Below are 23,342 nucleotides of genomic sequence, written 5' to 3' on the forward strand. Positions count from 1 at the left end.
AGGGAACCATCATTTGTGACGGATATTCTGCATACGCTGGTTTACCTAACGTCACATTCGCCAATTGTTGGGCACATGTGCGTAGAAAATGGCTAAAAGCCAACAGTAAAAACGCCGAAAAAGGTGTAGAATATTGTAATCGACTCTACGAATTGGAACGAAAGTTTAAGAAACTTTCACCAAGCAAACGTCGAAAAGCACGAAAAAAATATTCCAAACCGATTGTGGAAGAATTCTTACAATGGGTAGATGAATCTCCTTTTTACGGCAAAAGTGCCCTTGCGGAAGCGGCAAACTATACCTTGAAACATGCCGAAGGTCTAAAAGCATTTCTATATGACGGTCGAATTGCGATTGACAATAACCCAGCAGAAAATGCGATTCGTCCGAGTGTGATTGGTCGGAAGAACTGGCTTTTCTCTGTGAGTGAATTGGGAGCTGATGCCAATGCCGTTTGTTTGAGTTTAGCTGAAACGACAAAAGCTAATGGAATTGATTTCTATCAATACTTGGTCAAAGTATTGACAGAACTCCCAAACCTCCCAATCCATCAGCAACCAGAAATAATCGATCGCTACTTGCCTTGGTCTAAAAATATACGTGAATCATGTGCAATAGCAAAATAGCCCTCAATCTGAAAAAATTCAAGATTGTAGGGCTATTTGTCATGCGTACTAATAGGTACGCTTTTTTAATCCCTGTTTTAAGTTTTTCAATGCGTCATTTGAATTCGGGCTTACGTAACAACCCTCAATTCGAGAGCGAAAAGACGAATAAAAACTGTGGGTTCCTGCCCACAGTTTATTTGTCCACTTTCCAAAAATCCTCTTCCCGCACATTTTTTACTGCATGCAAAAAGTTTTGGCGCACATTTGGGTATTTTTCGCTTAATGCTTTGACGAGTACTTTCATTTCTTCCCGTTTAGTGTTTTTATCCGCAGGGCAAGGATTATGGATAATCGGAATTTCTCTTGAGTTGACAAATTGGATGATAAATTTTTCTTCTATGGCAATCATCGGACGGATCAATGTAATATCCAGGCGGCTCATGTAAGATACAGGACGGAACACGCCCAATTTTCCGCCAAACAGAAGATTCATAAAGAACGTTTCAATGCCGTCATCCAGATGGTGGCCGTATGCGACTTTATTGCAGCCGAGGGATTTGGCGTAATCGTATAAAATCCCTCTGCGCAGGTTGGCACACAAAGAGCAAGGATTCTTTTCCTGGCGTATATCAAAAACGATTTGGCTGATCTTCGTTTCTTTGATATGAAGCTCATGCCCAAGGCTTTCCACGTAGTTTTGGAGCGGGGAAAGGTCCATCCCATCGAAGCCGAGCGTCAATGTAATCGGGACGATGTCAAAATGAAATGGGGCCTGCTGTTTCAGCAATGTCAACAGATAAAGCAATGTAGAGCTGTCTTTTCCCCCTGATAAGCCGACCGCCACCCGGTCTCCTTCCTCAAGCATGTTGTATTCCATAATCGTTTTTCGGAATGGTTTGTAAAGACGTTTATTTTCTGAGTTGGAAACTTTCAATACCATCACATTTACCCCTTCTGGCAGTTAGAGTCCGCTAGAATTATAAAATATGTGCCGGAAAAAATAAAGGATACCAAAAACCTTTTAAGTCTGCAAAGTCATTCAGCCTCCTCAACTGCTGAAATCTATTAAAGAATGGGATGAAGTGGTCATACCTCCCGAAGAATTGGGGGAAATCAATCGAAAATTAAGCAAATTGGTCATTGAGGATAAATATGAAAAGAAACAGGTAAAGAAACAGCATGTCAAAGCCGTCCGGGAAAATCTCCGTGCACAAAAGAAAAACTATAATAAAGCGGTCAATCAGCATCAATGCCCAACATGCGGAGGAAATTTGATTCTTCGGAAAATACGGCTCCTTTTATGGATGCAGCAATAATCCGCGATGCCGGTTTACGAAGGAGATATAGAAAATTATGATGAGGCTTCTACTTTAAGCAAGGCCTCTTTTATTTTTTGATTAATAATACTCAATCGCTGTTTCAACAATTCATTATTTTGTTATAGAAATCATTGTTGGCCCGGTTTGAAATTTGGAACAGTGAAACATTCCGCAGAAGTAAGAAAAATTATTGAATTATTTATATATAATTTGTGAAAAAATTAACAAACTATATAATATCCGAAATTATAGTTGTAAAATAATTGTAGAGTTGATAAGAGAAACGGAGGGCATAGCCATGAATATTCGACGTGTGACTGTAGCAGGATGCGGTGTATTGGGAAGCCAAATCGCGTTTCAGACAGCGTTTTCGGGTTTCCCGGTGAATGTTTATGATATTAATGAGGAATCTTTGGAAAAAGGGAAAGAAAAAATCCGTTCTTGGCAAGAAGCGTACAAAAGAGAGTTGGGAGCTTCGGAAGAAGAGGTAGAGAAAGCTTATAATAATTTGACTTTTTATACAGATCTGGAAAAAGCGGTGAAAGATGCAGACCTTGTCATCGAAGCGGTGCCGGAAGTGTACGAAATCAAAGCGGATTTTTATAAAAAATTGGCGGAAGTGGCGGATGAAAAGACGATTTTTGCTTCGAACTCCTCTACGATGCTGCCAAGCCAATTTGCCGGAATTTCCGGAAGACCTGAGAAATTTTTGAATTTGCATTTTGCCAATGAAATCTGGAAACACAATACGGCAGAAATCATGAAACATGACGGTACGGACCAACAAGTGTTTGAAGAAGTGATTGAATTTGCGAAAGCGATTGGCATGGTGCCGCTGCCATTATATAAAGAACAGCCGGGATATATCCTTAATTCATTGCTCGTTCCATTCTTGGATGCCGCGCAAAAATTGGTGGTCAACGGCGTTGCTGACCCGTATACGGTGGATAAAACATGGATTATTGCGACAGGCGCTCCAAAAGGGCCTTTCGCCATTCTGGATGTGGTCGGCATCAACACCCCTTACAATTTATGCCTTGCAAGAGCGAAAGCCGGGGACAAGGAAGCGGAGAAAATTGCCGAGTATCTGAAAAAAGAATTCCTGGATAAAGGCCGCCTGGGCGTGCAAAACGGCAAAGGCTTCTATGACTACCCTAATCCGAAATACCTTGATCCGGATTTCTTAAAATAAGAGTGCTGCAAACAGTTAAATATATTTATGAGAGAAGGGAACTCAGGATAGAATCCTCAGTTCCCTTTTTAAATGCCGGGAAAAGAGGGGCTTGTATTTCGGCAATTTCACCAGTATTTTTTTTATTAAGACCATATATGTATGGAGTGAAACATGTGATCCGGTACAAAGACAAACATCTCACCATCTTCGAAAGCCAAATCTATCAAACCGTATCCACGGTCATTCAAACGGACGATTGCGTCATAGTCGCCGATCCGGCCTTTCTTCCTATGGAAATCGGGGAAATTCAACAATATGTGCAAAGCGTGAAGGGAAACCGGCCGATTTATCTCCTCTTCACCCATTCCGATTGGGACCATATTGTGGGGGCGGGGGCATTTCCGGAAGCGACCGTGATTGCAAGCGAAGCCTTTACGGCGAAAAATCCGGATGAGATTCTTGAACAAGGGAAGGCCTTTGATGATGAGTATTATCTCGACCGGAAATACCCGTTGATTTATCCGGAAGTGGATGTTGCCGTGGAGAAAGACGGCCAGCAGCTGAGAATGGGCCAAACCGTGCTCACTTTTTATGAAGCGAAGGGCCATACCGATGATGGCATTTTTGCCATTGTGGAGCCCCTTGGCATATGGATTGCGGGGGATTATTTATCCGATATCGAATTTCCGTTTATTTATTCAAGTGTGGAAGATTACATCGAAACTTTGGAAAAAACGGACATGATTTTGGATAACCATGAAATTCACGTCATGATACCGGGGCATGGGCATGCGGCGTTCGGCAAAAATGAAATCCTAAAAAGAAAAAACGACGGCCTCCGATATATCCAAAACTTGATCCGGGCCGTCGAGTCCAATGCCGGACATGAGCATTTGGTTGAGCCATATCCTTATAAAAGAAGCTTGATAAAGTGCCACGAAGCGAATGTGAAGTTTATAAAAAGCGCCCGGCAACCGTGAACTGCCAGGCGCTTTTTAATATAATTGGTCTTCGATTTCTTTTGCGGCTTGCTGCATTTTTTGAATAAGTTCTTTTTCGTCGTAATCGGTGTACCGGATTTCCGGGATGACAATACTGATCGATGCAATGGATTCCCGTGCCGCATTTAAGATCGGGACGGAAATGGAGCAGGCGCCGCGGACTCTTTCGCCGCAGCTGATGCAATACCGCTGCCTGCGGATTTGCTCCAGCTGTTTCAGCAGCTGCTCTTTCGTTTTTACGGTTTTTTCGGTAATTTTCTCTAATTGAACATGTTCGACATATTCCATATAGTTGGGCATAAAAGCGAGCAACGTTTTGGATGAAGCCCCCGCATAAAGGGGGGATGTATCCCCTACAAGCATTTTTGTGGAAAGGGGATAGGAAGAATCAAAGTTCAATATGCATCTCCGTTCAGTACCATCGATGATATTTAAGGAAATGCTTTCCTTCGTTTCCTCGTTCAGCCGCTTCAAAATCGGTTCGGCCACAAGTATTAAGCTCGACTCTTGCTTTACCAAATTGCCCAAATACAATAAAGAATGCCCCAATTGATAGCGCTTTGTATGCTTGTCTTTGTGCAAAAATCCTTCCGCCACAAAAGTGGAAACGATGCGCTGCAAGCTGGAAATCGTGATCCCCGTTTTTTTGCTGAGTTCAGTCAAAGAAAGTCTCGGCTCATCATTTGAAAAAGCTTTTAATACACGGATCGCTTTATGCAAAGAGGCTATTGTATAGTTTTTTTCATGTGCTTCCTTATTCAATGAACTTACACCTACTTCATGCAATGAATTTTTTTCTTGCTTGCTGTCCGTTTTTCGTCCGTTCCGTCAAACCGTCTCAAAGGGAAATCGCATGATTCGATTGGATTCGCTATTTCAATATTATATAGGATTTTTTTGAAGGTTTCATATGAATTCAGCATTCATGGCTGATTCGTGTTCAAAGGCTGTTCCAGATACTCGCCGGAATGTTCGCCAAGCAATGGAGGTGCAAGTTTGTACTGGATATTTAAGCCGGAAAACTGCAACGGATTTTTGATGAATTTGATTTTTCCGTATTGGGGGTGTTCGAGTTCCCCGATCAGGTTGCGGGCTTTCACTTGAGGCTGTTCAAGCGCTTCGGCGATGGTATGCACTTTGCCGCAAGGAATTTTGTATTCCCGAAGAAGGGCAATCCATTCGTCCCGCGTTTTGGTGATCGTAATTTCTTGGATCATCCTGCTCAGATCGGCTTCATGTTCTTTGCGCAGCGCGTTGGTAAGGAAACGTTCATCTTCCAGCCATTCTTCGCGCCCCAATAATTTGCATAATTTGCGGAATTGTTCGTTGGTGCCCGCGCAAATCATCAGCGGCCCGTCCGCGCATTGGAACACCTGGTAAGGCGCGACATTGTTGTGAAGATTCCCTAAACGTTTCGAAATGAATCCTGTGTTGATATAGGCGCTTGCCACATTGGCCAAACTGCTGACTTGCACATCCAGAAGCGAAAGGTCGATAAATTGCCCTTCCCCTGTGATGTCCCTCATGCGCAATGCGGACAAAACCCCAATGACCACATAAAGGGAAGTCAATATATCCGCTATCGGCACACCGACTTTTGTCGGCTCGCCATCCGGCTGGCCGGTCACGTCCATCAGACCGCTCATCGCCTGTATGACCGGATCAAAGCCGGGCTCATGGGCGAGGGGGCCTGTCTGTCCGAAACCGGTCACCGCGCAATGGATGAGGCGGGGATTAATTTTTTTCAATTCTTCATAATGGAGCCCCATCCGCTTCATATCGCCCGTCTTAAAGTTTTCGATCAATACATCAGCATCTTTGATGAGAGTTTTCAGCCGCTTTTTCCCTTCTTCCGTTTTCAAATCCAGCGTAATGGAGCGCTTATTGCGGTTGGCGCATAGATAGTAGGTGCTTTGACCGTTGATGAATGGCCCCCAGTCGCGCATGCTGTCCAGGCCATCCGGATGTTCGATGCGGATGACTTCCGCGCCCAAATCCCCCAAAATCATCGAGCCTGCCGGTGCGGCATAAACCCGGGACAAATCCAGCACTTTTATATTTTGCAGAGGCTGTTGCATGTGGAATTCTCCTCTCTGAAAGTAGTTTGGAGAATGGTTGAAAAGGAATTCTCCAAAAAAGATTCGTAATGTGCGCACGAATATGGATTCATCAATTTTTTCATCCTTGCACTGCATCGGCGCGACTTTACTTATAAACAGGCTTGCGTTTATGAATAACGGCATCCACGCCTTCTTTAAAGTCGTCAAGTTCCGTCACAATCGCCATTTGGGAAGAGATGTAGTCAAGAGCAGAACGTAAATCCATTTTTTGGCTTTGATATACTGCCCGTTTAATAAAACGGATGGCCGTTTGCGGGCCGTTTGCCAGCTTTTCCGCATAGTTGCGGGTAAATTCCTCAAGTTTGTCGTCATCCACCACAAACGTGACAAGTCCGATTTCTTTTGCTTCTTCCGCCGTCAGCATCCGGGCCGTCCATAACATGTCCAGAGCCTTGTCAATGCCGACAAGCTTAGGCAAGTAATAGGCGCCTCCGTCTCCAGGCACAATGGCCACTTTGATATAGCTTTCCGACAATTTGGCGGACGCGGCGGCAATGCGGATATCGCACATTAAGGCCATATCCAGGCCGGCGCCCATCGCAAAGCCGTGAATTTGCGCAATCACCGGCTTATCGATCTCTTCCAGAAGAAGAGGAATCAGTTGAATTTTTTTCCATAGGGAATTTTTGCGTGCCAACCCTGTGGAAGAAATGTCTTCTTTGCTTTTGAAGAACCCTTCTCCCGCATGCATGGCTTTAATGTCGCCGCCCGCGCAAAAAGCTTTGCCGTTTCCTTTGACAATCACTACCCGGATGGAATCATCATCCCGTACTGTTTCCAGCGCCTGAATCCAGTTTAAAATCATTTCTTCGCTGAACGCGTTGTAGGCTTCCGGACGGTTCAATGTAATCGTCGCAATATGATTTTCCACTTCAAACAGCAAATCTGCCATGAAACCTCTCTCCTTTTATAAATTTATTGATCTTCTATTGATTTTGGTGAGCCGCAAGCAGGACAGAAAATGAAGGCCGTGTTTTCAGATGCATTCCCTTTAACCATCAGTTTTTCACCGCTGCCCCTGTTGTTTTGGTGAGATATGCCCAAAGGTCATCGTCATGATTGAGCAAATAGTCGGCGATATGTCCACTCCAATAATCGGCGCTTGTTCCTTCGTCACGCCAGGACCATAGGCGCCGTGTGTACTGATGCAACGCATGTTCATGGGTCGTACCGATCGCCGCATGCAATTGATGGGAAACGGCAGTCACCGTAGTGATGGCATCTTCAAAGCGGATGCGGGCAAAGGCGATTTCATGCAATACTTTATCGGATTGAACAGCGGCACAGACGTTATTGAACGCCGCAAGCGCGATGGCCGTTTCCCCGGCCAGTTGAGCGATTTGGTATTGCACCAGCTGGAATCGGTGGATTGGGCGGCCGAATTGTTCGCGTTCTTTGGAGTATTGGACCGATAATTGATTGATTTTTTCGATGGCGCCTGTCATTAAGGCGATTTTGAATGCCGTTTCGATGGATTTCAAATGGAAAATTTGTTCATCGGTCAAAAGGGACGAAGACTGTACTTTTGCATTGTTCAAAATCACCGTATCGCGCGGCTCGCCTGCCATGTTGCTGCCCGGCTGAATCGTTGCATCCGCCAAATCGATGAGCGCGATTTGTTTCTGTACAAGGGCAACCAAGTGTTTCGCGTGTCTTGCCCAAGGAACATTGTCCAACGTACCGGAAATTTGGCCGTTCTGCAAAGACAAGCCTTCTTGCAAAGAGTATGTTGCAACCTGATCAACCGTTTCGAGATTGCCGGTTTCCAGCAGGAAATTGGCAAATGTTGTTTCGGCAAATGGAATCGGAGCGGCGTATTTTCCTGTCAAACGGACAAGGTTTAACAGGTCCTCCAGGTCTCCGCCGGCACCGCCTTTCTCTTCCGGCACTGCAACGGAAATCATGCCGTTGTCCTCGAACAATTTCCAGACATCTTTTGCCCATTCCCCTTTTTCAAGGACATCCACCACATCTTTTGTCACATGGTCTTCCAACATGCGTTCGGCAACGTCCAAAATCATTTCTTTCATTTCGCTCATTTTGCCACAACCCCTTTCGCCACCATACCGTAGAGAATTTCCGTTGTACCGCCGCGGATTGTAAAACCAGGAGAATGCAGGATGGACTGGGCCATGTAGCGGTCGAATTTGCGCTCCGCATCCAGTTTTGGATACGTTTCAACCAGAAGCCGCGCCACTTCAGGAACGCTTTGTTCAAACTTCGTGCCAATGGCTTTCACCAGCGAAGCGGGGATGGCCACGTTTTTCGCATCTCCCGATTCGAGCAATTTTGCAACGCCAATGGATAAATTGCGCAAGCCCCACAGGCGGGAAAGAAGCTTCGCGGCCTGCTTCAGCCCCTCTTTGTTGCCTTGGCGCTTCAGCTCTTGCACAAGCTCGTCGACTAACAGGTACGTGCTTAGAATCCGTTCGGGACCGCTCCGTTCAAAGGCAAGTTCCGCCAGTCCCTGTTCCCAGCCGTTTCCGATTTCGCCGACCACCATATTGTCCGGCACAAACACGTTATCGAAAAAGACTTCGTTGAAATGATGTTCTCCGGTCAAAAACTTGATTGGAACAATGGTTACCCCTTCCGCACGCAAGTCGATAATCAATTGGCTCAATCCTGCATGCTTGTATTTTCCGTCAAATGGACTGGTCCGTACAAGAGCGATCATATAATGACATATATGGGCGTTACTTGTCCAAATTTTCTGACCATTCACAATCCAGCCGCCCTCGACCTTTTCGGCCCGTGTACGGACGGAAGCCAAATCGGAGCCGCTGTTCGGCTCGCTTAAGCCGATGGCAAAGTAGCATTCACCCTTGGCGATTTTCGGCAGGAAAAACTGTTTTTGTTCTTCCGTACCGTAGCGGAGAAGCAGCGGTCCCGTTTGTCGATCCGCAAACCAGTGGGCTGCAACGGGCGCTCCGCTTGCCAAAAATTCTTCGGTCAAAATATAACGGTCAATGGTGCTCCGTTCCTGCCCGCCATATTTTTTCGGCCATGTCATTCCGATCCAGCCTTTTTCGCCGATCAGCTTCGAGAATGAAGGATCGACGCCGCTTAACCATGAATCGCATTTTGGAGTGAAAGTTCCCTTTTTGATATGCTCTTGCAGAAAGTTGCGCACTTCCAAACGAAAGGCTTCCTGTTCCTCGGTAAATTGCACCGTCGGCAATTGAAACATTTCATCATCCCCTTTATTTTATCGTATTGCGGTAATGGTTATCGTATTACAAATCTAATCATAGTTTTTTATACATGTCAATAAAAATGTTGTAAAATTCTATTAAAATCATCTTTTTTCTCTTTTGCGCAGATAAGTAGATTGCAGGGGGAAAATTATGGGGAGTAAATTATAGGGGGGAGCATGATGGAACTGCAGTCAAAATTGGAAAATCGTTTGTTGCAGACGCTTCGTGTGGAACAAATACAAAGTTTGAAAATCTTGCAAATGTCCAGTATGGAACTGGAGCAATACCTTTATGAAAAAGCGGATGAGAATCCTTTGCTGACGATTGATTGCGGAAATGGAAGGGATGCGAAATTATTGGAAATCCCTTATGTAAAAGATCGGATGCCTTCATCCTTTTCGAATGAAGAACGGTGGGATTATATAGAACGCAGCGCCGCGGCACAGCCTGATTTTGAACAATTTTTTATTGAACAAATTCCGTTGACCGTTTCCCTTAGGGATTTTGATTTGAAAATCTTGAAATTTTTGATCCGTTCACTGGATGACCGCCTGTTTTTGGATGTGGAAGCGCATGAAGTAGCAGAAAAATTCCGGACGACCGCCGCACATGTGGAGAAGCTTATTCAATTGCTTCAGACTTTGGAACCGGTCGGGGTCGGCGCAAGAAATTACATTGAGTATTTATTGATTCAAACCCATCGCTGTCCAGATGCACCTCCTTTCGTCAAAGAGATCATAAAAAATGATTTATCCATGGTTGCTGAAAATAAGATCAAGCAGCTGGCAAAAAAATATAATCAAACAATCCGTGAGATTCAACAGGCTGTTGATTTCATAAAATCTTTGAATCCCCTTCCGGCAGGCCATAAAGATGCCGCTGTTCATTATATTGTTCCGGATATTGAAGTATCACGGGTAAATGGAGAATGGATCATTCAACTGATCCAGAAAAATTTGCCTTCCATTCAAATCAACGAAGAATACGTGGAATTGTTAAAGCGACAAACGGACAATAAAAAATTTCTGAAAAAATATTTAAAAGATGCAAAAGCCCTTTTGTTGGGAATCGAGAAGCGCAATAAAACCATCTATGAATTTGTAAGGCTCCTCTTGGATATTCAACCGGATTTTTTTGAATATGGAATGGCAGGATTGAAACCGATGCGGCTAAAAGATGTGGCAGATCATCTGAATCTGCATATTTCCACGATCAGCCGGACAATCAGGGGGAAATATTTGCAGACACCCCATGGCATATACAGTTTTCAATCTTTATTTACAAAGGGGATTGAAAGTGCATCCGGAAAAATGGATTCCATTGTGTTGATTAAAAAGAGGATCAAGGAATTGATCGACCAGGAGAATAAGAGAAAGCCTTTAACGGATACCCAATTGGCAAACCAACTGAAGAGGGAAGGGATTCAAATATCCAGAAGGACTGTCGCCAAATACCGGATTGAAATGAATATTGCAAGTTCATTCAATCGGGCTTTGCAAAATTGATTCATCAGGGAATGGGTGATGAAAAAATGCAACAGATGATGAATTTTTGCGTATAAAAATGATGATTTTAAATATTCCCCGCCGCTAAAAGGAATATTTCTATTTAAAATTTATTAATTTTACAAAATAATTTAACGTTCAAACTCATTTTTCGAAATATAAAAAAATATATAGATGGAGGAATATTGAAAATAGTTTTGATGTTGATACCAGAATGCCCTTTCATAAGGGCCTTTTATTATTTTTGCTTTTTTCAAATAACCATTTTCCATAATCGATATTTTCTTGAAAAAGCGATAGGGAAACGAAAGGAAAAGTTGGCATTGGGTTTGCTTGTAATATTGGCACAGCTGCTTTGCAGAAATGAAGATGTCAAAAGGCAATCATGATGTTTGATGGAACAGCTTTCGGGTAATGGATTGAAATTTTGATAGAAAGAAGGGGATGGCATGATAGCAGCGAAAAAACGTTTAGCGATTGACGTGGGGGGCACTTTCACCGATATATTTGTATTTGATGAGGAAACGGGAGAAATTTTTGTAACGAAAACCTCTTCCACCCCATCCAATCCCGAGAAAGGAATTTTAGAAGGAATTGCCAAGGCGAAGATCAGCGGAGAAGAAATTAAAGTCTTTTCACATGGCACAACGGTCGGAACAAACGCCCTCATTGAAAGGAAACTGCCGAAAACAGCCCTCATTACCACAAAAGGATTCCGGGATGTCATTGAAATCGGGCGGGGGACGAAAGAGGATATATGGGACACATACAAAGACAAGGCAAGACCGTATATTCGCCGCCGTGACCGATTCGAAGTGACGGAGCGGACAGATTATCGGGGGAATATTTTGGTGCCTGTCGATGAAAACGAGGTCCGTGAACTCGCGAGAAAACTGAAGAAACGCGGAACGGAATCGGTTGCTGTCTGCTTCATCAATGCGTATGTGAATGGCGAAAATGAAAGAAGAGTGAAGGAAATCCTCCAGGAAGAATTGCCCGGGGTGTATGTGTGTATTTCCAGCGAAGTGCTGCCGGAAATCTTCGAACATGAACGGATGAGCACGACCATCATCAATGCGGTGTTGGGACCGATTATGACTACCTATATTCACAGGTTGGAAGAAGAAATGCAGAAGCGCGGCTACAAAGATGATATTCTGGTTCTACATTCCGGCGGAGGGGTGATGACGTCCAGTACAGTCCCGCGTTATGCCGCCAGACTTGCAAGTTCCGGCATTGCAGCGGGCGCCATTGCCAGCAAACATATCGCGAAATTGTGCGGGTATCGCAATGCCATCGGTTTGGATATGGGCGGGACAAGCACGGATATTTCATTAATGTATGACGGCGATATCCGGATCACGAAAGAATGGGCGATTGAATATGGCTATCCGATCGGGTTCCCAAGCATTGAAATTTTGACCATTGGGGCAGGCGGAGGAAGTTTGGCATGGATCGACGAGGGAGGTTCTTTGCGAAATGGCCCGCAAAGCGCGGGAGCTTCGCCCGGACCGGCATGCTACGGCCGTGGAGGAACCGAACCGACAAACTCCGATGCCAATTTGGTGCTAGGCCGTCTAAGCGAAAAATTGCTGGGCGGAACGATGGAATTGGATGTGGCGAAAGCGGAACAAGCTGTGCAAAAGATAGCCGACCATTTCGGCTATTCCATAGAAGAGGCGGCAAACGCCATCATTGAAGTGGCCAATGCAAATATGAGCGACGCGGTAAGGCTCATATCCGTACGCCGGGGATATGACCCAAGAGACTTTGCGCTGGTTGCCTTCGGCGGCGCGGGACCATTGCATGGCGCATATTTGGCGAAAGAATTGAACATCCCGACCGTGATCATTCCTCCTTATCCGGGTGTGGCGGCAGCGATGGGGTGCCTGCTTGTCGATGTCCGTCATGATATTTCCAAAACTTATTTGAGACAGGCTGAAGAAGTCACGTTGGAAGAATTATACGAAGAATTTGAAAGCATGCAGGCGGAGGCCAGGGAGCTGCTTCTGGAAGAAGGAATTCCTGAAGAGCAATTCACTTTGATGAATTTCATTGATTTAAGATATCAAGGCCAATGGCGTTCTTTGTCCGTCCCGGTAAGCCAAAGCAGTTCATCCATCGAAGAGATTTTGGAATTGTTCCATAAAGAACATGAACGGGAGTTTGCCTATTCAGACCGGGAACAAAAGGTTGAAATTTATGGCCTCCGTGTCACAGCCATTGGGACGGTGCCAAAACCGGAGTTTCCGAAATATGAACCGGAAGGAACCGTTGAAGATGCTTTAAAAGGGACAAGAAAAGTCTATTTTGATGGCGAGTTTGTTACGACAAAAATTTATGACCGTGACAAAATTCCGGTGGAGACGGAAATCACGGGTCCAGCAATCATTGAACAATTGGATACGACGACAGTGATTCCGCCGAAGTTTTCCGCGAAGGTGGATCAGTATAAAAACATCATTATTTCTGTAAATCAATCATAATTTCGGAAAGGTGGAATGGTGATGGGCTCTCTGCAAAAAGTGGTTTCCAAACAGGAAACGTCTTTAGATCCGGTTACATTCGAAGTGTTGAAGAACGGTTTTGTGAATTTGGTCGACCAAATGGCGGAACAGATGTTGAGGACATGCTATTCATTCGTCATTTATAACCGCGATTTCAGCTGCGCCCTTTGCGATGCTGAAGGAAATACCGTGATGCAAGGGACACATGACATTTCCGTTCATGTAGGGACGTTGCATCTGACGGCTAAGGCGGTTCTGGAGGATTTCAAAGGGGACATCCATCCGGGAGATGTATTTTTAGTAAACGATCCGTATCGGGGCGGCACCCATTTCTGTGATACAAGGGTTGTTCTTCCCGTGTTTTATGGCGGAAAACTGATTGCCTTCATGCAAACAAACGGACATTGGGCAGATGTCGGCGGTTCCAACCCGGGCTCTTTTGATGTAAAGTCGCGGGATCATTTTGGGGAAGGCATCCGCATTCCACCTGTCCGAATTTACAGCAGGGGCGAATATTTATCGGATGTCGTCAATCTATTAATCTCGAACATGCGCGTCCCGAAGGAACGGTTGGGCGATTTGCGTTCACAGGTCGAAGCGGCCAAAGTTGGACAAAGACAATTGCTGGAGTTAATTGATAAATACGGAATTGATACGGTTCTTACAGCATTCAAGGAAGTACAGGATTACGTCGAACGATTAACGAGAAAAAAGATTGAGTCATTGCCGGAAGGTACTTGGGAAACAGTCGACTATATCGACATGGATCCGGAATTGGGGGACGGGCTGATTCCAATCCGGGTGAAAATGGAAATAAAAGACAATGAGATTCATTATGATTTAAGCGGTTCCCATCCATACATCAGCTGCTTTTTAAATGCAGGCTATGGAGCGGCGTTGTCGGGCTTGTATGCGGGCACCAAAACATTTTTCCCGGAAGTGCCGCTGAACTCCGGCTTTTACCGCGTCGTGAAAGCGACTTTGCCCGAAAATTCGGTGGTCAATGCACCAGAACCGGTGGCTGTTACGGGATTCTGTTCCGGCGCATTTGAAAAAATCATGAACGCGTGTTTTGAGATTTGGTCCGAAATCATGCCGGAACGAGCCATCGCTTGTTCATTCAATCTGGAATATTTGTTGATTGGCGGCTATGATCGCCGCGATGCATCGAACAATTATTTCATGTGGTATGACTGGATGGCGGGTGGCCATGGAGGCCGCATCGACCGGGACGGCGCCAATGCAACATCCCCGGTTTTTGGCGTCGGGCTCAGCGTACAGCCTTGCGAAGGGCAGGAAAGATTGTCTCCGGTCATTACGACAAAGCATGAAATTATCACCGATTCCGGAGGACCGGGCAAATACCGGGGAGGATGCGGAGTCGAAAAAGGCGGCGTTTTAACGGAAGTATTCGGAGGGGTCATGTCTTATTGCTGCGACCGTTCCCGTTCCATCACTTGGGGGATCAAAGGCGGGCTGCCATCCATTCCTCAGGGAGCCGTTTTGCATCCGGGCACGGATAAGGAACAATTCCTGGGTACCATTTTTTCGAATATCCCGATGAAAAAAGGCGATTCGTTTACAAGACCATCCGCCGGCGGGGGCGGTTTGGGCGATCCGCTGGAAAGGGATGTGGAAACCGTGTTGGAAGATGTCATTGACGGCTACGTTTCAATTGAAAGGGCAAGAAAGGACTATGGGGTCGTCATCCGGGAAATTGACAGGGATGTCGATCTGTATGAAATCGACTATGAAGCTACCGAAAAGGAAAGAGAGTATATCCGGAAACATCGGAAAGATTGGCTTCGCGTAAGTCCATATGAAGTAGAGAAAATGTATAAAAACGGAGAAATTGACCAGCTGGATGTCATCCGGCGGTATGGCGTCATCATGGACTACACAACAAATCAGGTGCTGGTCAAATCCACTGAGCAATATCGGGAAGCGATGATGAAACGTACATTGGCTTATTGGGATTGATTTGAAGTCGCCGGAGGGAAAATTGACATATTTCCCAACTTATATGTCTGAAAATATCGAAAATTGACAATGAAAAATACTTTAATATTTTCTTGTAAGGGGGAATTCAATGGGGAAGCTGCAAAAATCTTTAAAGACGCGCCACATTACCATGATTTCCATTGGCGGTGTCATCGGAACAGGGTTGTTTGTCGGTACAGGAAAAAATATTTTAAATACGGGTCCGGCGGTTGTTTTTTCCTATCTGATTGCCTGCACAATTATCGTATTAATCATGCAAATGGTCGGAGAAATGGCTTCCGGCGAATTGGCGCTTGGGATGAAAAACAGCGGTGACTCGGAAATGGGCTCCTTTGCTTCCTATGCTTCCAAGTATATCGGGGATTGGGCAGGCTTCACGGTAGGATGGCTTTATTGGGCAAGCTGGGTATTCATTGTCGGTCTGGAAGCGGCTTTGATTGGCGGAATGATCAATGCCTGGTTTCCGTCCGTCCCGGTTTGGGCGGGTTCGGTCGGCATCACGCTGCTCATGACGATTATCAATGTGTATTCGGTCAAAACTTTTGGCGAATTCGAGTATTGGATTTCTTTCTTTAAAGTCACTGCCATCGTGGTCTTCCTGATTGTCGGGGCGCTGATGGCGATTGGCGTTTGGCCGACATTCGAGCCGGAAGGATTGGGGATTTTAGTTAATCATGGCGGCTTTGCGCCGCAAGGTTATATCCCGATTTTGACGGCCATCGTTTTCGTGATTTTCTCCATTTGCGGAGCGGAAGTGGCAGCCATTGCGGCGGCGGAATCGGAAAATCCGGCCAAAAATATTGTCCGGGCAATACGGAATGTCGTATTCCGTTTATCGCTGTTCTTTGTCGGATCGGTTGCTTTGATGGTCATGATTTTGCCTTGGAATGACGCCGAGAATCTGGCCGCCCCTTACGCAAACATTTTGCGGATGGCGGGTTTGCCGATCGCGGCGGAATTGATGCAACTTGTGATTTTCGTTTCATTGGTTTCCGTCTTGAATTCGGCATTATATACGAGTTCGCGGATGCTCCTGTCCATGTCGCAGCAGGGGGATGCGCCGAAGTTTTTCTCGAGGATCAAAAATAAACGGGGCGCCCCTGTCCCGGCCATCATCGGCAGCACCGTCGTGGCGTACATTTGTGCAATGCTGTATTTCATTTCGCCGGATGTCATTTTCTACTTCTTGGGGAACTGCGTGGGCGGACTGATGATCATCGTCTATATTTTCATTGCCATATCGCAAATCCGCTTCCGCAAAGAATTTGTGAAGAAAACAGATACAAAATTGCCGATCCGGATGTGGCTTTTCCCTTATTTGACATACGCGACCATCTTCCTGCTTGTGGCGGTCTATATCTCGCAATTGTTCATTGAAAGCCTGCAGTCGCAATTCTACTTGAGCACTGCCGTGTTCATTTGCTCAATCGGGCTGTTCTTTGTCATGAGAAAATTGAGCCCGGCTGCATCAGGGGCGAAAGCGGAGAAAGAAATGGAAGCATTGGTGACGGAAACCGTATCCGAATCAAATTGACGGGAGGAAAGGGTCTGCTTCTTTTAATGCCAGCCTTATTCCAGGGCTTGCATTTAAAAGATGCAGATTCTTTTTCTTGTATTTGCAGATGGGGAAATAGCATATAAAATAAAAGGAAATAGTCGGGGGAGGGAGAGCGGCAATGGTTGTCCAACATATTCATCAAACGGAACATTTTTTTTATGTACAAGAGAATCAAATAAAGTTTTCCAGCAATCTTCCAAAGGAAAAAATTGAAAAAATTTATGCGCAGTATGAAAATGGCAATGAATTTTTTCAGGCCGAAGATTTTTATGTGCATGTGGTCCATTCTCCGGACGGCATCTTGTTTTGCCTCCGACCTGTTCAACAGTACAATGATTTGGATATTTTGAATCCTTTATCCATCAAATTATTAAACTCCATTTCGGACGGCATTACCATCAGCGACAAACATGGGAAGATCATCTTTCAAAATGATGTGGATATCGAATTTGTTGGCATCAATTGTGTCAATCGATATGCCAGGGATTTAATCGCGGAAGGGGTTATGAGCGATTCGCTGACATTGAAAGTGTTGGAGTCAAAAGAGGATGTCACCATTTTTCAGACTTTTTTGAACAATAAATGCTTTTTGGTGACCGGGAAGCCGATTTTTGATGAAACGGGAGAATTGCAATATGTGCTCATTATAACCCGGGATATGTCGAGGCTGAAAAGTTTGGAGGAAGAAGTAAAGAAGCTCGAAATCCAAAATGAAAAGTTTAAACAAAAAATTGAAGAATTGAATGCGCTTGAACGGAAGAAAACAAACCTGATCGCCACATCCCCGGTCATGCAAAAAGTATTGAAACGGATTTTGCGTGTCGCTGAAGTGGATTCGACGGTCTTGATCGAAGGGGAATCGGGTGTCGGAAAAGAGGAAGCGGCAAAGCTGATCCATCTAAATAGCCGAAGAAGCGAAAAGCGGATGGTGACCATCAACTGCAGCGCCATTCCGGAGGCCTTGCTGGAATCGGAGCTTTTTGGCTATGAAGCGGGCGCCTTTACAGGAGCGAACAAAGGCGGCAAGGCCGGATTATTTGAAACCGCGTCCGGCGGCACTGTCTTCCTGGATGAAATCGGGGAAATGCCGTTGCAATTGCAGGCAAAGCTATTACGGGTTTTGCAGGAGTCGGAAGTTCAGCGGATCGGAAGCACGAAGCCCATCCCGATTGATGTGCGGATCATTGCGGCAACCAACCGGAATTTGGCCGAGATGGTCGAGCAGGGGACTTTCCGCGAAGATTTATATTACCGGCTGAATATCATCCCGATCGAAATTCCGCCGTTGAGGGAACGGCGGGAAGATATTGTTCCGCTCGCTTTTCATTTTTTGTCGCAGATTGAACAGAAATACCAAATTCATCGGACGTTTGACAAAGAAGCTTTGAAAGTGCTGGAAGAATATGATTGGCCGGGAAATGTCCGCCAGTTGCGAAATATTATTGAACGAGTTTCATTGTTGGCCAATCAGCCGAAAATCAGCGCAAGCATGGTCCGCGAAGAATTGAGGGAAGCTTCGGCGTTGGGAAGCAAGCCGAAACGGCAGGCAAAAAGACTGGCCGAAACCGCCAAAAGCATTGATTTCTCCAAATACACCGGCACGCTCAAAGAGCAGGTGGCGGCTTTTGAAAAGGAAATCATCAGACAAGCGTTGTCCGAACATGAAAGCATCAGGAAAGCGGCCGAAGCATTGGGATGCAACCAGTCTACATTGGTAAGGAAAATTCAGCGGTATCGACTGACGAAGCATGTGACATACAATTAACGGATGAAAGATGCTTTATTGCCTTAAGTGATGCAAAATTGCAACAGTTTGTTTATTAATGCATAAATGGTGTAAAGGAATCTTCAATGTTTTAAACTTTGCAAACCCATTCTTCAACAATGTCAAGAGGACAAATGGGCAGTCCGGAAAATAAGAAGTCTTCCGGATTGCCTGTTTTTATGCATTTTTTTCGGTCAGGACGGATAATGCGCGGGTCTGTTTTTCACTTTATTTTCAATTTCAATAAAAAATTTTTTATTTTTCCGTCGTTTGGCACGGGATTTGCTCATTCATTAGTAGAGACGTCTGTTGAAGGGATTTGTCAATTGAAATATTCCAATAGAAAGAGGTTGATAGCATGACAATTCAATTGGTGGAGCAATTAAAAACATTGGACCAGAAGCATTTCCTGCACCCTACATCCTCCATCGAGGAGCAGCAAAAATACGGACCCGCAGCGATCTTTTGCGAAGGAAAAGGGATTTATTTGAAAGATTTGGAGGGCAATACGTATATTGACGGCATGTCATCCCTCTGGAATGTAAATGTCGGCCATGGACGGACGGAAATCGCGGAAGTGGCGAAAGAGCAGATGGAGAAGCTCGCATTCAGTTCATGTTTTGCCACGTTCAGCAATGAGCCGGCAATCAAACTGGCGGCGAAAATCGCGGAGCTGACTCCGGGAGACCTGAATACGGTATTTTTCACTTCCGGCGGTTCCGAGTCGAACGACACAGCCATTAAACTTGCACGCCATTACTGGATTCTAAAAGGCCAGCCAAACCGCCAAAAAATCATTTCCCGCTCGTTGTCTTACCATGGCCTCGCTTACGGATCGACGAACGCGACGGGGATTGAAGGTTTCCGCAAATTCACCAACTCGCCCGCACCGGACTTCCATTATGTCGATAAAGATTCTCCGGAAGAATTGAGACGATTAATTGAAGAACTTGGTCCGGAAAAGGTGGCGGCCTTTATTTCCGAACCGGTTCAGGGGGCAGGAGGCGTGAATTTGCCGAAGCCGGATTATTTCCAAAAAGTGCGTGAAATTTGCGATGAGTATGGCGTTTTATTTATCGCGGACGAAGTCATCACCGGATTTGGACGGACAGGGAAAAACTTCGGCATCGAGCATTTCGGCGTAGTGCCGGATATGATGACCTTTGCCAAAGGGGTATCCAGCGGCTATGCGCAGCTGGGCGGCGTGATCATCTCCGAAAAGATCCACAAGGATTTCTGCGAGTTATCCAAGGGCATCCTTATGCACGGATATACGTACAGCGGCCATCCGACTGCCTGCGCGGTGGGATTGAAAAATCTTGAAATCATTGAGCGGGAAGGCCTTGTACAAAACGCCAAAATCATGGGCGAAGAAATGCTCAAAGGCTTTCAGGCGCTGCAGCAAAAGTACGACTTCATTGGCGACGTGCGCACATTCGGATTGCTGGGAGCTATCGGGCTCGTAAAAAACCGCGAAACGGGCGAACTGTTCGATCCGCTGTTAAGCCCGATCGCCGTACAGGAAATGACGAAGCGCGGCCTGATCTTGCGCACGGTGACATACGGCCAGGATACGATTGTCTTTTCTCCGCCGTTGATTATCACGAAAAATGAATTGAACGAAATGCTGCGCATCGTTGACGAAACCTTTGCCTATTTGCAAAAAGAAATCATCGGAAATGGGGTGAAGTAAGATGATCATCGGAGTTCCGAAAGAGATTAAAGATAACGAAAACCGCGTGAGTCTTACGCCTGCGGGGGCATATGACCTGGTGCACAGCGGCCATACGGTGCTTGTTGAAACGGGGGCAGGAGCGGGAAGCGGCTTCAGCGACGAAGATTATATCGCGGTAGGGGCCAAAATAGTCCCTTCCGCCCGCGAAGCCTGGGAAGCGGAAATGGTCATGAAAGTGAAAGAGCCTCTGCCTTCGGAATATGGTTATTTCCGAAAAGGACAAATTTTATTTACATTTTTGCATTTGGCGGCCGAGCCTGAATTGACGAAGGCTTTAATGGAAAAGGGCGTAGTGGCCATCGCCTATGAAACGATTCAGTTGGATGACGGATCGCTGCCGGTTCTGACCCCTATGAGCGAAGTGGCCGGAAGAATGTCGGTGCAGATCGGCGCACACTTCCTGGAAAATCATGCGGGCGGCAAAGGACTGCTTTTGGGCGGCGTTCCCGGAGTGGCGCCGGCCAATGTGGTCATTATCGGCGGAGGCGTGGTAGGCACCAACGCGGCCAAAATGGCATTGGGCTTGGGAGCGGATGTAACGATTTTGGATACGAATGTTAACCGGTTGCGTCAGCTCAATGATTTGTTTGACGGCAAAGCGAAGACGTGCATCTCCAATCGGTTCAACCTTGAAGAGCAGGTGAAAAGGGCGGATTTATTAATCGGTGCGGTGCTGATTCCGGGAGCGAGGACACCGCGGATTGTGTCGGAAAATATGGTGAAGCAGATGAAAGAGGGCAGCGTGATCATCGATGTGGCAGTCGACCAGGGGGGCGCCATTGAAACGATTGACCGCATCACGACCCATAGCAATCCGGTATATGTGAAGCATGGCGTAATCCATTATGCAGTGGCCAACATACCGGGGGCCGTGGCGCGCACATCGACGATGGCTTTGTCCAATGTGACGGTGCCATATGCATTGCAGATCGCCAATAAAGGCTATGAGCAGGCGATATTCGATAATCCGGCGCTTGCCAAAGGATTGAATGTCATCTCCGGCAAGGTAACGTACAAGGCGGTTGCGGAAGCGCACAACCTGCCGTATACCCCGCTTGAAGAAGCATTGGGAGTAACAATAGGTTAGGAGGCGGAAGCATGGCGACGGAAACAAGGGAGATTCGTGAACAGTATAATCCTGCAAATACTTCTGAATGTATTGGAAAAATCGAGTTGCATACGGTCGAAGAAACGGAGGCAAAAATTGAGGCGAGCGGGAAGGCTTTTGGCGAGTGGAGCAGAATGTCTTCCGTGGCCAGGGGAGAAATTTTGCATAAAATGGCGGATTTATTGATCGAACATATGGAGCCGTTGGCAGAGCTTGCCTCGAAAGAAATGGGCAAAACGGTTCCCGAGATGATCGGCGAGGTGAAGCGGGGCGCCTCCATTTTGCGTTATTTTGCTCAGGAAGGGATGCGGGCCGCCGGGGAAGTGCTGCCGTCGGTTTCCGAAGAGAAAATGCTCTTTACGAAGCGCGTACCGTTAGGCGTCGTGGCAATTATTACCCCATGGAATTTTCCGATTGCGATTCCGCTTTGGAAAATCGCTCCGGCGCTTGTCTACGGCAATACGGTTGTTTGGAAGCCGTCAATCGAAGTCGCATTGACGGGCCAGTATATCGCGGATTTATTTTTGAAAGCTGGCTTGCCGGAACATGTGCTGAATATTGTGCAGGGGCGCGGCTCGAAGCTGGGGACGGTGCTGATCAAATCCCCGATAGTGAAAGCCATCTCTTTTACGGGTTCCAATGCGGTTGGACAGCAAATTTTGAATGAAGCCGGCCCTTTGAATAAGAAAATCCAATTGGAGCTTGGCGGGAAAAATGCGGCGATTATTTTGGCGGATGCGGATCTGGAACTGGCCGCGCGTCTGACGATTGAAGGGGCCATGAAACAGACGGGCCAACGCTGCACTGCCACAAGCCGGGTGTATATCGAAGCGTCTGTGTATGATGAGGCGGTCGAAAAACTAATCAAATATGCGAAGCAGATCAAAGTTGGGGAAACGATGGGGCCTCTTGCTTCAAGACAGCAATTCGAAAGCGTCATGGAGCATATTGCCCGGGCAAAGGCGCAAGGGGCGAAATGCATTTTTGGAGGGAAGCCTGTAGCGGAATTGTCCCATGGCTATTATGTGGAGCCGACACTGTTTGTGGATGTGACCCATGAAATGGACTTGGCGAGGGAAGAAGTTTTTGGGCCGGTACTGGCCATATTTAAAGTGGCGGATTATGAAGAAGCCATCCGGCTCGCGAACGATTCGGAGTTTGGGTTAAGCGCTTCGATTTACACGGCGAATATCCAGAAAGCGTTCGATTTTATTGAACGCAGTGAAGTCGGCCTTGTGCAAATCAATGATGAAACGGGCGGGGCAGAGCCGCAAGCGCCATTTGGAGGCATGAAAAATTCAAGCACGGGCTTCCGCGAGCAGGGACAGGCCGCCAAGGAATTCTTCACGGTGCTGAAAACGGTAACGATCAACGGGATTCGTTATAAGAAATCATGATCATCCGAAGCGGGGGCGTCCGGAAAGTTTCCGATTTTCCGGACACCTTCTTCTTTTCGAAAATCCAAACATTGCCCTGCGGCGCCCGCCCGAATGATGGATGGGATTGCGTGAAAGGATCATAGCCGGCATGAAACAAAGGCGGTTTGGCAGGCTTCCGCCCCTGCCAAACCGCCTTTCATAAAACTCATATTATTTTTCCAGTTCAAGCGATTGCTCCGTTCTTGGGAATTCATCAAAATAAGGGGATAAATAAGTTTCTCTTACTTCATGACGGATCCATCCCATAATGCCCACAATTAACACGAACACAGCCGCCGATAAAACAAAGGATTTGAAGGAATCTT

Annotated in this window: 18 protein-coding genes; 12 read left to right on the forward strand and 6 right to left on the reverse strand. The window is 46.2% G+C overall.

Going from position 1 to position 23,342, the window contains the following annotated elements; translation table 11 throughout:
* Positions 1 to 626 (forward strand): IS66 family transposase (gene tnpC / locus FKZ59_RS13200; RefSeq protein ID WP_141603225.1); only part of this gene is annotated, 626 nt, incomplete at its 5' end.
* 175 nt (positions 627 to 801) lie between these two features.
* Here tnpC and FKZ59_RS13205 read toward each other — a convergent pair.
* Positions 802 to 1,548 (reverse strand): tRNA 2-thiocytidine biosynthesis TtcA family protein, encoded by a 747-nt coding sequence (locus tag FKZ59_RS13205; RefSeq protein WP_141603226.1) that lies wholly within the window; start codon positions 1,546 to 1,548, stop codon positions 802 to 804.
* A gap of 142 nt (positions 1,549 to 1,690) precedes the next feature.
* Here FKZ59_RS13205 and FKZ59_RS13210 point away from each other — a divergent pair, with 142 nt between their 5' ends.
* From FKZ59_RS13210 to FKZ59_RS13220, 3 genes are all read left to right on the forward strand, one after another.
* Positions 1,691 to 1,924 carry a hypothetical protein gene (locus tag FKZ59_RS13210; RefSeq protein ID WP_220125042.1) on the forward strand — a complete coding sequence of 78 codons (234 nt, stop codon included), beginning with the start codon at positions 1,691 to 1,693 and terminating at the stop codon, positions 1,922 to 1,924.
* A gap of 301 nt (positions 1,925 to 2,225) precedes the next feature.
* A complete protein-coding gene (locus FKZ59_RS13215) occupies positions 2,226 to 3,119 on the forward strand; it encodes a 3-hydroxyacyl-CoA dehydrogenase (protein ID WP_141603227.1) in 894 nt (297 codons plus the stop codon).
* Positions 3,120 to 3,274: 155 nt separating this feature from the next.
* Entirely contained in the window at positions 3,275 to 4,081 is an 807-nt protein-coding gene (locus FKZ59_RS13220; protein ID WP_141603228.1) for an MBL fold metallo-hydrolase, read from the forward strand.
* Between the two features lie 15 nt (positions 4,082 to 4,096).
* On the opposite strand, the gene FKZ59_RS13225 is transcribed toward FKZ59_RS13220, so the two are convergent.
* The 5 genes from FKZ59_RS13225 to FKZ59_RS13245 all read right to left on the reverse strand — a co-directional run bounded on the left by FKZ59_RS13225 (position 4,097) and on the right by FKZ59_RS13245 (position 9,412).
* Entirely contained in the window at positions 4,097 to 4,864 is a 768-nt protein-coding gene (locus FKZ59_RS13225) for an IclR family transcriptional regulator (protein WP_141603229.1), read from the reverse strand.
* Between the two features lie 161 nt (positions 4,865 to 5,025).
* The gene (locus FKZ59_RS13230; protein WP_141603230.1) at positions 5,026 to 6,180 is read right to left on the reverse strand and encodes a CaiB/BaiF CoA transferase family protein; all 1,155 of its coding nucleotides are present in this window, start codon (positions 6,178 to 6,180) and stop codon (positions 5,026 to 5,028) included.
* Between the two features lie 127 nt (positions 6,181 to 6,307).
* Positions 6,308 to 7,114, reverse strand: coding sequence for an enoyl-CoA hydratase/isomerase family protein (locus tag FKZ59_RS13235; RefSeq protein ID WP_141603231.1), 807 nt, complete (start codon positions 7,112 to 7,114; stop codon positions 6,308 to 6,310).
* Between the two features lie 106 nt (positions 7,115 to 7,220).
* Positions 7,221 to 8,261 (reverse strand): acyl-CoA dehydrogenase family protein, encoded by a 1,041-nt coding sequence (locus tag FKZ59_RS13240; RefSeq protein ID WP_141603232.1) that lies wholly within the window; start codon positions 8,259 to 8,261, stop codon positions 7,221 to 7,223.
* Positions 8,258 to 9,412: an acyl-CoA dehydrogenase family protein gene (locus FKZ59_RS13245; RefSeq protein ID WP_141603233.1), complete on the reverse strand. Its 1,155-nt coding sequence runs from the start codon at positions 9,410 to 9,412 to the stop codon at positions 8,258 to 8,260. The genes FKZ59_RS13240 and FKZ59_RS13245 overlap by 4 nt, the downstream gene beginning before the upstream one ends.
* A 186-nt stretch (positions 9,413 to 9,598) precedes the next feature.
* Between FKZ59_RS13245 and rpoN the strand changes: the two genes are divergently transcribed.
* From rpoN to FKZ59_RS13285, 8 genes are all read left to right on the forward strand, one after another.
* Positions 9,599 to 10,924, forward strand: a complete 1,326-nt coding sequence (rpoN, locus tag FKZ59_RS13250; RefSeq protein WP_141603234.1) for an RNA polymerase factor sigma-54 — start codon at positions 9,599 to 9,601, stop codon at positions 10,922 to 10,924.
* Between the two features lie 449 nt (positions 10,925 to 11,373).
* The gene (locus FKZ59_RS13255; protein WP_141603235.1) at positions 11,374 to 13,410 is read left to right on the forward strand and encodes a hydantoinase/oxoprolinase family protein; all 2,037 of its coding nucleotides are present in this window, start codon (positions 11,374 to 11,376) and stop codon (positions 13,408 to 13,410) included.
* A 21-nt stretch (positions 13,411 to 13,431) separates the two neighbouring features.
* Positions 13,432 to 15,411: a hydantoinase B/oxoprolinase family protein gene (locus FKZ59_RS13260; RefSeq protein ID WP_141603236.1), complete on the forward strand. Its 1,980-nt coding sequence runs from the start codon at positions 13,432 to 13,434 to the stop codon at positions 15,409 to 15,411.
* 109 nt (positions 15,412 to 15,520) lie between these two features.
* Entirely contained in the window at positions 15,521 to 16,966 is a 1,446-nt protein-coding gene (locus tag FKZ59_RS13265) for an amino acid permease (RefSeq protein WP_141603237.1), read from the forward strand.
* Positions 16,967 to 17,108: 142 nt separating this feature from the next.
* A complete protein-coding gene (locus FKZ59_RS13270) occupies positions 17,109 to 18,755 on the forward strand; it encodes a sigma-54 interaction domain-containing protein (RefSeq protein ID WP_141603238.1) in 1,647 nt (548 codons plus the stop codon).
* A 358-nt stretch (positions 18,756 to 19,113) separates the two neighbouring features.
* Complete coding sequence (locus FKZ59_RS13275; RefSeq protein WP_141603239.1) at positions 19,114 to 20,448, forward strand: aminotransferase family protein; 1,335 nt, start codon at positions 19,114 to 19,116, stop codon at positions 20,446 to 20,448.
* A 1-nt stretch (position 20,449) separates the two neighbouring features.
* Entirely contained in the window at positions 20,450 to 21,577 is a 1,128-nt protein-coding gene (gene ald, locus FKZ59_RS13280; protein ID WP_141603240.1) for an alanine dehydrogenase, read from the forward strand.
* An 11-nt stretch (positions 21,578 to 21,588) separates the two neighbouring features.
* Positions 21,589 to 22,995, forward strand: a complete 1,407-nt coding sequence (locus tag FKZ59_RS13285; RefSeq protein ID WP_141603241.1) for an aldehyde dehydrogenase family protein — start codon at positions 21,589 to 21,591, stop codon at positions 22,993 to 22,995.
* The last annotated feature ends 347 nt before the right edge of the window (positions 22,996 to 23,342 follow it).

Origin of the sequence: Ureibacillus terrenus (assembly GCF_006569205.1) — a bacterium.
GTDB lineage: Bacteria > Bacillota > Bacilli > Bacillales_A > Planococcaceae > Ureibacillus > Ureibacillus terrenus.

Coding starts and splice junctions, on each gene's coding strand:
- FKZ59_RS13205 (WP_141603226.1), bottom strand. CDS start 1,548: ATGGTATTGAAAGTTTCCAACTCAGAAAATAAACGTCTTTACAAACCA.
- FKZ59_RS13215 (WP_141603227.1), top strand. CDS start 2,226: ATGAATATTCGACGTGTGACTGTAGCAGGATGCGGTGTATTGGGAAGC.
- FKZ59_RS13230 (WP_141603230.1), bottom strand. CDS start 6,180: ATGCAACAGCCTCTGCAAAATATAAAAGTGCTGGATTTGTCCCGGGTT.
- FKZ59_RS13235 (WP_141603231.1), bottom strand. CDS start 7,114: ATGGCAGATTTGCTGTTTGAAGTGGAAAATCATATTGCGACGATTACA.
- FKZ59_RS13240 (WP_141603232.1), bottom strand. CDS start 8,261: ATGAGCGAAATGAAAGAAATGATTTTGGACGTTGCCGAACGCATGTTG.
- FKZ59_RS13245 (WP_141603233.1), bottom strand. CDS start 9,412: ATGTTTCAATTGCCGACGGTGCAATTTACCGAGGAACAGGAAGCCTTT.
- rpoN (WP_141603234.1), top strand. CDS start 9,599: ATGGAACTGCAGTCAAAATTGGAAAATCGTTTGTTGCAGACGCTTCGT.
- FKZ59_RS13255 (WP_141603235.1), top strand. CDS start 11,374: ATGATAGCAGCGAAAAAACGTTTAGCGATTGACGTGGGGGGCACTTTC.
- FKZ59_RS13260 (WP_141603236.1), top strand. CDS start 13,432: ATGGGCTCTCTGCAAAAAGTGGTTTCCAAACAGGAAACGTCTTTAGAT.
- FKZ59_RS13265 (WP_141603237.1), top strand. CDS start 15,521: ATGGGGAAGCTGCAAAAATCTTTAAAGACGCGCCACATTACCATGATT.
- FKZ59_RS13270 (WP_141603238.1), top strand. CDS start 17,109: ATGGTTGTCCAACATATTCATCAAACGGAACATTTTTTTTATGTACAA.
- FKZ59_RS13275 (WP_141603239.1), top strand. CDS start 19,114: ATGACAATTCAATTGGTGGAGCAATTAAAAACATTGGACCAGAAGCAT.
- ald (WP_141603240.1), top strand. CDS start 20,450: ATGATCATCGGAGTTCCGAAAGAGATTAAAGATAACGAAAACCGCGTG.
- FKZ59_RS13285 (WP_141603241.1), top strand. CDS start 21,589: ATGGCGACGGAAACAAGGGAGATTCGTGAACAGTATAATCCTGCAAAT.